At 70.2% G+C, this 10,079-nt stretch carries 7 protein-coding genes and 4 tRNA genes; 8 read left to right on the top strand and 3 right to left on the bottom strand.

The annotated features are described in order from the left end of the window. The 3 genes from ACIRU3_RS12865 to ACIRU3_RS12855 form a co-directional block, all read right to left on the bottom strand. Nucleotides 1-1,936, bottom strand: a 1,936-nt coding sequence (locus ACIRU3_RS12865; RefSeq protein WP_404055356.1) for a DEAD/DEAH box helicase, incomplete at its 3' end; no start/stop codon positions are given. A gap of 215 nt (nucleotides 1,937-2,151) precedes the next feature. Further along, complete coding sequence (locus ACIRU3_RS12860; protein ID WP_404055354.1) at nucleotides 2,152-2,661, bottom strand: hypothetical protein; 510 nt, start codon at nucleotides 2,659-2,661, stop codon at nucleotides 2,152-2,154. A gap of 97 nt (nucleotides 2,662-2,758) precedes the next feature. Continuing rightward, on the bottom strand, nucleotides 2,759-3,109 hold the full coding sequence (locus ACIRU3_RS12855) for a metallopeptidase family protein (protein WP_404055352.1): 351 nt from the start codon (nucleotides 3,107-3,109) through the stop codon (nucleotides 2,759-2,761). A gap of 83 nt (nucleotides 3,110-3,192) precedes the next feature. On the opposite strand from ACIRU3_RS12855, the gene ACIRU3_RS12850 reads away from it, so the two are divergent. The 8 genes from ACIRU3_RS12850 to ACIRU3_RS12815 all read left to right on the top strand — a co-directional run bounded on the left by ACIRU3_RS12850 (nucleotide 3,193) and on the right by ACIRU3_RS12815 (nucleotide 10,002). Next, entirely contained in the window at nucleotides 3,193-4,761 is a 1,569-nt protein-coding gene (locus tag ACIRU3_RS12850; RefSeq protein WP_404055350.1) for a metallophosphoesterase, read from the top strand. Nucleotides 4,762-4,841: 80 nt separating this feature from the next. After that, nucleotides 4,842-4,914: transfer RNA gene (locus ACIRU3_RS12845), tRNA-Glu, on the top strand. A 37-nt stretch (nucleotides 4,915-4,951) separates the two neighbouring features. Continuing rightward, nucleotides 4,952-5,026 (top strand) — tRNA-Asp (locus ACIRU3_RS12840). A 24-nt stretch (nucleotides 5,027-5,050) separates the two neighbouring features. Continuing rightward, nucleotides 5,051-5,124 (top strand) — tRNA-Phe (locus ACIRU3_RS12835). A gap of 62 nt (nucleotides 5,125-5,186) precedes the next feature. Continuing rightward, complete coding sequence (locus ACIRU3_RS12830) at nucleotides 5,187-5,369, top strand: DivIVA domain-containing protein (RefSeq protein ID WP_404055348.1); 183 nt, start codon at nucleotides 5,187-5,189, stop codon at nucleotides 5,367-5,369. Nucleotides 5,370-5,476: 107 nt separating this feature from the next. Further along, nucleotides 5,477-5,788 carry a hypothetical protein gene (locus ACIRU3_RS12825; RefSeq protein ID WP_404055346.1) on the top strand — a complete coding sequence of 104 codons (312 nt, stop codon included), beginning with the start codon at nucleotides 5,477-5,479 and terminating at the stop codon, nucleotides 5,786-5,788. A gap of 58 nt (nucleotides 5,789-5,846) precedes the next feature. Next, nucleotides 5,847-9,830 carry an ATP-dependent RNA helicase HrpA gene (gene hrpA, locus ACIRU3_RS12820; RefSeq protein ID WP_404055344.1) on the top strand — a complete coding sequence of 1,328 codons (3,984 nt, stop codon included), beginning with the start codon at nucleotides 5,847-5,849 and terminating at the stop codon, nucleotides 9,828-9,830. Nucleotides 9,831-9,927: 97 nt separating this feature from the next. After that, nucleotides 9,928-10,002, top strand: a tRNA-Asp gene (locus ACIRU3_RS12815). Nucleotides 10,003-10,079 lie beyond the last annotated feature (77 nt).

Genomic DNA, 10,079 nt, shown 5'->3' with positions numbered 1-10,079 from the left:
GACGGTCGTCACGGCGGAAACCACCCGACGGACGGTCGTCACGACGCTCGAAGGAACGGCCACCACGGTCACCGTCACGACGGTCGTCACGGCGGTCGTCCCGGCGGAAGCCACCGGTGGGACGCTCGTCACGACGGTCGAACGAACGGGCACCGCGGTCGTCACGGCGGTCGTCCCGGCGGAAGCTGCCGGACGGACGGTCGTCGCGGCGGAAGCCGCCACGGTCACCGCCGTCACGACGGTCGTCACGGCGGAAACCACCCGACGGACGGTCGTCACGACGCTCGAAGGAACGGCCACCACGGTCACCGTCACGACGGTCGTCACGGCGGAAGCCACCGGTGGGACGCTCGTCACGGCGGTCACGGCGCTCGTAGTTGCCCCGCTCGTCGCGCTGCTGACGCGGACGCTCGTACGAGAAGGACTCCTGACGGGCCGGCGCCTCGACGGCCGCCTGCTCCGCCACCTCGGCCTCGGCCTCGGCCACGGCAGCGGCCTCGGCCACCGCTGTCTCGGGGTCCTCGCCACGCTCACGGGCCGCCCGGGCGACCAGCCGGTCGGCCTCCTCGCGCAGCTCCGCGGCCCGGCGCTGGGCACGCTCCAGCTCCTTGGTGAGCTGGGTGACCTCACGCTCGGCCTGCTGGGCGGCGTTGCCCGCGGACTCGGCCTGGACCTCGGTCATGGAGCGGGCGCCGGTGATCTCGGCGACCTCCGGGTCGAAAGCGGCACCGCCCTGGATGATGTGACGCCCGGCGTCGACGCCCGCGTCCTCCATCAGACGGAAGATCTGACGCCGCTGGTGCGGCAGCGAGAGGGAGACGACCGTGCCGGTACGGCCCGCGCGAGCGGTACGGCCGGCGCGGTGCAGGTAATCCTTGTGGTCGCCGGCGGGGTCGACGTTCAGGACCAGGTCGATGCCGTCGACGTGGATGCCACGGGCGGCGACGTCGGTGGCGACGAGCGCGTTGACGTAGCCGTCCTTGAAGTCGGCCAGCGTCCGGGTCCGCGCGCCCTGGGTCATGCCGCCGTGCAGCGCGTCGGCCTTCACACCGGAGTCGCGCAGCTGCTCGGCGATGCGGTCGGCGCCCAGCTGGGTGCGGACGAAGATGATCGTGCGGCCCTTGCGGGAGGCGATCGCGGCGGTGACCGGCGCCTTGTCCTTGGGCTTCACGATGAGGATGTGGTGGGACATCGTCGTGACGTTGCCCTGGGCGCTGTCGACCTCGTGCGTGACCGGGTCGGTCAGGTAGCGCTTGACCAGCGTGGAGATCTCGTTCTCCATCGTGGCCGAGAACAGCATCCGCTGACCGCCGGCCGGGACCTGGTCGAGCAGCTCGGTGACCTCAGGCAGGAAGCCCAGGTCGGACATCTGGTCGGCCTCGTCGAGAACGGCGATCTGCACGTCCTCCAGGGAGCAGGCGCCACGGTTGATGATGTCGCGCAGCCGGCCCGGGGTGGCGACGAGGATGTCGACGCCGCGCTCCAGGGCGTAGATCTGGTTGCCCATGGACGTACCGCCGCAGACGACCTTCATCTTCAGGCCGAGGACGTCGCCGTACGGCTGGAGGGCGTCCGCGACCTGCATGGCCAGCTCACGGGTCGGGGTGAGGATGACGGCGCGGGGCCGCTTCTTCTCGGTGCGGCCGCCGGCCAGCGTGGCCAGGGTGGGCAGACCGAAGGAGAGGGTCTTGCCGGAGCCGGTACGGCCACGGCCGAGGATGTCCTTGCCGCTCAGGGCGTCCGGGATGGTCGCGGCCTGGATCGGGAAGGGGGTGGTCACGCCGTTCTGTGCGAGCTTGCGCACGATGCCCTCGGGGAGACCGAGGTCGGCAAAGGTGGTCTGGGGGGTGTCAGTGGTCTCGGTGACCTCGGTCACCAGATCGTCGTCCTGGGTGTTCTCGGACATGACGATGTGATCAGTACTGGACACGGACATGCGAATGCGAAACCTTCCGGAGTCTCTTCGGCACGCGCCCGTCAACTCCGTGATTCGCTCACGACCGCCTCAATGCGGTCCGCCACGGTAAGGGAGAGTACGCGCCACACGGCGCGCTCTGCAGTGGCGCCGGGCAAATGGGATCAAACGATCTACCACCATACGCACCCACCACCCCTGAAGGCAAACCGGACCCCATACTCCCAGGTCACCACCTACGCGGGCGTCCCCGCGGCGGGCGCCGGCTCCCGCTGAGACAGTTGCGTCCCCGTCTCCTCGTGAGCCGAGGACGAGGGCTCGGCCGACGGCGGCTCGGACACCGGCGGGGGCGGGGTGGACGCCGGGGGCTCGGGCGGTGCGGAGGTCGCCGGGGGCGTCGGCTGCTCCTTGGTCGGCGCCGGACCACCGGGCTCCGCGGTCTTGCCCGGCTTCGGCGGGGCCGCCGACGGACTGCCCGTCGCGGACGCCTCGGCCGAGGCCGAGGCCGACTCACCCGGCTTCGCCTTGCCGCCGTGCTCACGCTTGCCGTCGTCGGATCGTCCGCCGTGGCCGAGGCCGCCCCCGCCCTCCGCCGGACCCCCGTCGGGCGCCTCACCGCCCCGCTGCCCCGCCGAGTGCGAGGGCCTGGCCCGGCCGGCGTCGTCACCCACGCTCACACAACCGGCGGCGGCCGTGACGGCCAGCACAGCGGCGGCCAGTCGGACGGGTACGTACAAGGGGCGCACGGCGGCCACCTCCGGAGACAAGAAAGGGAGTCAACCTCCCCAACTCCCGCCGCCCGCAAGAGGACACGCGCCCCGTTCGAATCGGTGCCCCCGAGATTCACCCGTACCCGAGCGCGTGCAGCCGGGCGTCGTCGATGCCGAAGTGGTGGGCGACCTCGTGCACCACGGTGACCTCGGTCTCGGCGACGACGTCCTCGCGGCTCTCGCACATCCGCAGCGTCGGCCCCCGGTAGATCGTGATCCGGTCCGGCAGCACCCCCGCGTACCACTCGCCCCGCTCGGTCAGCGGCGTCCCCTCGTACAGCCCGAGCAGCTCGGGATCGTCCGCGGGCGGCTCGTCCTCGACGAACACCGCGACGTTGTCCATCAGCCGCGTCAACTCCGACGGGATCCGGTCGAGCGCCTCGGCGACCAGTTCCTCGAACTCCTCGCGCGTCATCTCCAGCACACGGCCATTGTCCGGTACGAAGCAGCCGTACGAGAGTGGCGAACCGTCGCATATCCACGCCCGGGCGTGGGCATACGGGCCCAATGGCCCGCGTCCCCGTCGCAGCCCTCCGCGCCCTGCTGAACCGGACCCCGAACCGCACCCGCCGCACCCGCCGGGCCCGCGGGCCCGCTCTCCCGGGCCTCGGACCGGCGGCCCGCCCCCGGCCCTGGCTCAGCGCCCTGGGCCTGACCGCGGTGGTCCTCGTCGGCGCCTGGCTGGGCCTCCTGATCGTCGGAAACGTACGGGCCCCGGTCGGCCCGATGAACACGACGATGGCGCTGCGCCCGTCCCTCACCGGCGGCACGAAGATCAATGTCTCGCCGCTGGGCGCACTGACCCTGGACAGCCATGCGGCCCCCGTCCGCCTGGACGTCAACGTCGACCAGCTCGACCCGGTCCGCTCCCAGGCCCTCGTCGACCACCCCGAGCGGCTCTCCGGCCTCCAGGACGAGGTGGCCCAGGACGTCGAACACGGCACCCTCGACCTCGCCGTACGCTCCTGCGTCGCCGTGGTCTCCGGGGCCACGGCCCTCGGCCTCGCCGTCTACCGCCGGCCGCGCCGCGCCCTGGCGGCCGGCGGTCTGGCCCTCGCCCTCCTCGCCGCCTCGGGCGCGACGGCGTACGCCACCTGGAACCCGAAGTCGGTCCTGGAGCCGAAATTCTCCGGCCTGCTGTCCTCGGCGCCGTCCCTGGTCGGCAACGCGCGCAACATCGTCACCGAATTCGACGTCTACCAGAAGGAGTTGGCGCGCCTGGTCACCAACGTGACCAAGCTCTACGACGTCACCTCCACCCTCCCCGCCTACCGGCCGGACCCGGCCACCCTGCGGGTCCTGCACGTCTCCGACATCCACCTCAACCCGGCGAGCTGGAAGATCATCGCCTCGCTGGTGGAGCAGTACGACGTGAACGTGATCGTCGACTCCGGCGACACGATGGATCACGGCACGCCTGCGGAGAACGGCTTCCTGGACCCGATCGGGGAACTGGGCGTGCCGTACGTCTGGGTCCGCGGCAACCACGACTCCAAGACCACCCAGCGCTACCTGGAGCGTCTGAAGAACGTGCACGTCCTGGACGACGGCCGGGCGGAGACGATCGCGGGCCTGCGTTTCGCGGGCATCGGCGACCCGCAGTTCACCCCCGACCGCTCGGTGTCGACCGGCGGGGACGCGGCCGAGCGGCTGGCGGGCGACCGTCTGGCCTCGGCCCTGCGCGACCAGCGTGCGGCCGGCACCCCGGTGGACGTGGCGATCGCGCACGAGCCCTCGGCGGCCCGGGAGACGGACGGCGACGTGCCCCTGGTCCTGGCGGGCCACCTGCACCACGAGGGCACGGAGGTCATGAAGTACGGCACCCGGCTGCGCATCGAGGGATCGACGGGCGGCAGCGGCCTGCGTGCGGTGGAGGGGAAGTACCCGGACCCGATCGAGGCCTCGATCCTCTACTTCGACCGCGACAGCCGCCGCCTCCAGGCCTGGGACGAGATCAGACTGGGCGGCCTGGGCCTGACCACCGCAGAGGTCAGCCGGCACCTCCCCGCCGAGAACCTGCCGGGCGCCACACCGCCCCCGGGCTCCCCTTCCCCCTCATCCACCTCCGCGCCGTAAACCGTTTTGGCGATACTCCCCGCCATCCCATATGCTTCTCACGTCCCCGACGCGCTGAGAAGCGCCCAGGCGGGCCGATAGCCCTCATCGTCTAGCGGCCTAGGACGCCGCCCTTTCAAGGCGGTAGCACGGGTTCGAATCCCGTTGGGGGCACGCAATACCGTGTGCGACACTGTTGCACGCACAGCTTGGTCCTGTGGAGCAGTTTGGAGTGCTCGCCACCCTGTCAAGGTGGAGGCCGCGGGTTCAAATCCCGTCAGGACCGCTGAGGTTTCCCCGGAAGCCTCGTGGCTGGGTAGCTCAGTTGGTACGAGCGATCGCCTGAAAAGCGATAGGTCGCCGGTTCGACCCCGGCCCCAGCCACAACCAGAAGGCCCCGTTCAGCAGAACGGGGCCTTCGCCGTTTCGGCACAAGGGAGACAGGGGTGGCAGAGGACTTCCGAGGCTTCGACATCGCCCGACGCGGCTACGACCGCGACCAGGTGGACGCCTACCTGTCCCGGCTGGCCGCGGGCACGGCGCCCGGCACACCGCCCGTCTTCGACATCGTCCGGCGAGGCTACGACCGCGACCAGGTGGAGGCACGGGTGGCGGACCTGCGGAGCTGACCCGGCGTCCGGCCGCTCCGCAGGAGGGCACGTGCTCCTTGGCAGCGCGGTCGGGGGGCGCTACGTTCTCGCTGATGGAGCACCTTCTCCGGGGGCGGGGGGCAGACATGAGCCGGGACGAGAGCAGAGCGATCCGGGACACCGAGTTGGAGAAGGACCGGGCCCGGTACGGGCTGCTCGCGGTCGTCATCAGCAATCTCGCCATCGCCTCGGTCGCGATCTTCGGGGTATGGCAGCTCGACGGGGACAAGGCCGTGATCGTCGGTGTGCTGACCGCCGCCTTCACCGCGGTGAGCAGCATGACCACCGCCTACCTGGGCATCAAGGCGGTGTCCAACACCGCGAGGTCGATCGCCCTCGGTGACGGGCCGAGCCGGCAGCGCACGGAGGCGGCACCACCCGCTCAGCGCACGCCCTGACCTCCCCGCAGCAAATCGTTCGCCAGTGATTTCCCCGAGGTGAGATCCTGGATCGCGTATGTCTACGCATCCAGCCCCCGCCCTCGGCACCCTCGCCCCCCGCCTGACCGAACTGTCGCTGCGCGACGCGCACCGGCTCGGCAGGCGGCTCGAGGGCGCGCGCAAGATCCGTAAGCCGGAGGCCCGCGCCGCCGTCCTCGCCGAGATCGAGGCCGAGATCGGCAAGGCCGAGACCCGGATGGACGAGCGGCGCTCCCGCCTGCCCGCCATCGGGTACCCCGAGCAGCTGCCGGTCAGCCAGAAGAAGGACGTGATCGCGGCCGCCATCCGCGATCACCAGGTGGTCATCGTCGCCGGTGAGACCGGGTCCGGGAAGACGACGCAGATCCCGAAGATCTGCCTCGAACTCGGCCGCGGGGTCAAGGGCATGATCGGGCACACCCAGCCCCGCCGTATCGCCGCGCGTACCGTCGCCGAGCGGGTGGCCGAGGAGCTGCGGACGCCCCTGGGCGAGTCCGTCGGCTGGAAGGTCCGCTTCACCGACCAGGTGAACCCGGACGCCACCTTCATCAAGCTGATGACGGACGGCATCCTGCTCGCCGAGATCCAGACCGACCGCGAGCTGCGCGCCTACGACACGATCATCATCGACGAGGCCCACGAGCGGTCGCTCAACATCGACTTCCTGCTCGGGTATCTGGCCCAGCTGCTGCCGAAGCGGCCCGACCTCAAGGTCGTCATCACCTCCGCCACCATCGATCCCGAGCGCTTCTCCCGGCACTTCGGCGACGCCCCGATCATCGAGGTCAGCGGGCGGACGTACCCGGTGGAGGTGCGATACCGGCCGCTCCTGGAAGAGGACTCCGAGGACGCCGACCGGGACCAGATCACCGCCATCACCGACGCCGTCGACGAGCTGATCGGGGAGGGCAAGGGCGACATCCTCGTCTTCCTCTCCGGTGAGCGGGAGATCCGGGACACCGCGGACGCGCTCACCAGGAAGCAGTACCCGGGCGCCGGAGGCGCTCATTGGCAGGGCACCGAGATCCTGCCGCTCTACGCCCGGCTCTCGCATGCCGAGCAGCACCGCGTCTTCCAGCAGCACACCGGGCGCAGGATCGTTCTGGCGACCAATGTCGCCGAGACGTCCCTCACCGTCCCGGGCATCAAGTACGTCATCGACCCCGGCTTCGCCCGGATCAGCCGGTACAGCCACCGCACCAAGGTCCAGCGGCTGCCCATCGAGCCGGTCTCCCAGGCCAGCGCCAACCAGCGCAAGGGCCGCTGCGGCCGTACCTCCGACGGCATCTGCATCCGGCTGTACAGCGAGGACGACTTCAACGCCCGCCCGGAGTTCACGGACGCCGAGATCCTCCGTACGAACCTCGCCTCCGTCATCCTGCAGATGACCGCGGCCGGCCTCGGCGACATCGAGAAGTTCCCGTTCATCGACCCGCCGGACCACCGCAACATCCGCGACGGCGTGCAGCTGCTGCAGGAGCTGCACGCGCTGGACCCCGCCCAGAAGGACGCCCGCAAGCGCCTCACCGACACCGGCCGCAAGCTCGCCCAGCTGCCCGTCGACCCGCGCCTGGCCCGGATGGTCCTGGAGGCCGACAAGAACGGCTGTGTCCGCGAGGTCATGGTCATCGCGGCCGCGCTGTCCATCCAGGACCCGCGCGAGCGCCCGGCCGAGAAGCAGGCCCAGGCCGACCAGCAGCACGCCCGCTTCAAGGACGAGACCAGCGACTTCCTCGCCTATCTGAACCTGTGGCGGTACATCCGCGAGCAGCAGAAGGAGCGCGGCTCGTCCTCGTTCCGCCGGATGTGCAAGCAGGAGTACCTGAACTTCCTGCGCATCCGCGAATGGCAGGACATCTACACCCAGCTGCGCACGGTCGCCAAGCAGATGGGCATGCACCTCGAGGAGCCTTCGGCGGGTACCGACGCCCCCGCCGACCGCGTCCATGTCTCCCTCCTCGCGGGTCTGCTGTCCCACGTCGGGATGAAGGACGTGAAGGACGGCAACAAGAACGAGTACCTGGGCGCCCGCAGCGCCAAGTTCGCGATCTTCCCCGGCTCGGCGCTGTTCCGGAAGCAGCCCCGGTTCGTGATGTCGGCCGAGCTGGTGGAGACCTCCCGCCTGTGGGCGCGGGTCAACGCGAAGATCGAGCCCGAGTGGGTCGAGCCGCTCGCCGAGCACCTCCTGAAGCGGACGTACAGCGAACCGCACTGGGAGAAGGACGAGGCGGCCGTGATGGCGTACGAGAAGGTGACGCTGTACGGCGTCCCGATCGTCGCCCAGCGGAAGGTGAACTACGGCCGCATCGACCCGGAGACGAGTCGCGAGCTGTTCATCCGCAACGCTCTGGTCGAGGGCGACTGGCGCACGCACCACAAGTTCTTCGCCGACAACCGCAGACTTCTCAGCGAGGTCGAGGAGCTGGAGCACCGGGCGCGGCGCCGGGACATCGTCGTGGACGACGACACGCTGTTCGACTTCTACGACCAGCGCGTGCCGGAACACGCCGTGTCCGGCGCCCACTTCGACTCCTGGTGGAAGCGGAAGCGGACCGAGCAGCCCGACTTCCTCGACTTCGAACGCGAGATGCTCATCCGCGAGTCGGCGGAGGCGGTCACCAAGGCCGACTACCCGGACACCTGGCGCCAGGGTCCGCTCAAGTTCCCGGTGACGTACCAGTTCGAACCGGGCGCGGACGCGGACGGTGTCACCGTGCACATCCCGCTCCAGGTGCTCAACCAGGTCACCGACGAGGGCTTCGACTGGCAGATCCCTGGGCTGCGCGAGGAGGTGGTGACGGAACTGATCCGTTCCCTCCCCAAGCCGATCCGCCGCAACTACGTGCCCGCGCCGAACTACGCGAGGGCGTTCCTGGAGAGGGCGGCGCCTCCCCACCAGGAGCCGCTCACGGTGACGATGACACGTGAGCTGAAGCGCATGGTCGGCGTCCCCTTCGAGGCGGACGACTTCGACTGGGCGAGAGTCCCCGACCATCTGAAGATCACCTTCAGGATCGTGGACGAGCGGCGCCGCAAGCTCGCCGAGGACAAGGACCTGGAGGCGCTGAAGCTCCAGCTGAAGCCCCGGGCACGCAAGGCCCTCTCCCAGGCCGCGGCCGCGACCGCTTCCCGGCAGGGCGGCGAGTCGCTCGAGCGCGCGGGGCTGACCGACTGGACGATCGGCGCGCTGACCCGGGTCTTCGAGACCCGTCGGGCCGGGCAGCCGGTGAAGGCGTACCCGGCGCTGGTGGACGACGGCGACACCGTCTCGGTCCGCCTCTTCGACACCGAGGCGGAACAGGCCGAGGCGATGTGGAAGGGCACCCGGCGGCTCATCCTGCGCAACATCCCGGTGAACCCGGCGAAGTTCGCATCCGAGAAGCTGACCAACGCACAGAAGCTGGCGCTCTCCGCCAACCCGCACGGCTCCATCCAGGCCCTCTTCGACGACTGCGCGATGGCCGCGGCCGACAAGCTGATCGCGGACTTCGGCGGGCCGGTGTGGGACGAGGAGTCGTACCGGAAGCTGTACGACAAGGTGCGCGCGGAGATCGTGGACGCGACGGTCCGTACGGTCGGGCAGGTGCAGCAGGTCCTCGCTGCCTGGCAGGCCTGCGAGCGACGTCTGAAGGCCACGCGCAGCCCCGCCCTGCTGGCAAACCTGACGGACGTCCGGGGGCAGCTGGACGCGCTCGTGAAGCCCGGTTTCGTGACCTGGGCGGGCATACGACGCCTGCCCGACCTCATGCGCTATCTGGTGGCCGCCGACCGGCGCCTGCAGCAGATGCCGACCGGTGTCCAGCGGGACACCACCCGCATGCAGAAGGTCCACGAGATGCAGGACGAGTACGCCTGGCTCCTGGAGCAGCTCCCGAAGGGCCGGCCGGTGCCGCAGCAGGTCCTGGACATCCGCTGGATGCTCGAGGAGCTGAGAGTCAGCTACTTCGCCCACGCGCTGGGCACGGCGTACCCGATCTCCGACAAGCGGATCGTGAAGGCGATCGACGCGGCCGTACCGTAACCACTCCCGTACAGGGGGTGAGTTCGACCAGCACCCTCACCCTCCTGTACAGTCTGTTCTCGCAGCGCAACGCAGCAAGCCAAGCGCCGCGAAGCCTGGTCCTGTGGAGCAGTTTGGAGTGCTCGCCACCCTGTCAAGGTGGAGGCCGCGGGTTCAAATCCCGTCAGGACCGCAGTAGGAAGGCCCTCATCCCAGCCGGGTGGGGGCCTTCCGCATGCCCGCGGCCACCCCGTCCCCCCACAAGCCGGA

Source organism: Streptomyces sp. NPDC101151 (assembly GCF_044768335.1).
Lineage (GTDB): Bacteria > Actinomycetota > Actinomycetes > Streptomycetales > Streptomycetaceae > Streptomyces.
Note: the sequence above shows the minus strand (reverse complement) of the source record. Positions and strands in the feature narration are given on the sequence as shown.

Excerpts from the sequence above, each read along its gene's own strand:
- ACIRU3_RS12850 (WP_404055350.1), top strand. The coding sequence starts at position 3,193 with ATGGCCCGCGTCCCCGTCGCAGCCCTCCGCGCCCTGCTGAACCGGACC.
- ACIRU3_RS12825 (WP_404055346.1), top strand. The coding sequence starts at position 5,477 with ATGAGCCGGGACGAGAGCAGAGCGATCCGGGACACCGAGTTGGAGAAG.
- hrpA (WP_404055344.1), top strand. The coding sequence starts at position 5,847 with ATGTCTACGCATCCAGCCCCCGCCCTCGGCACCCTCGCCCCCCGCCTG.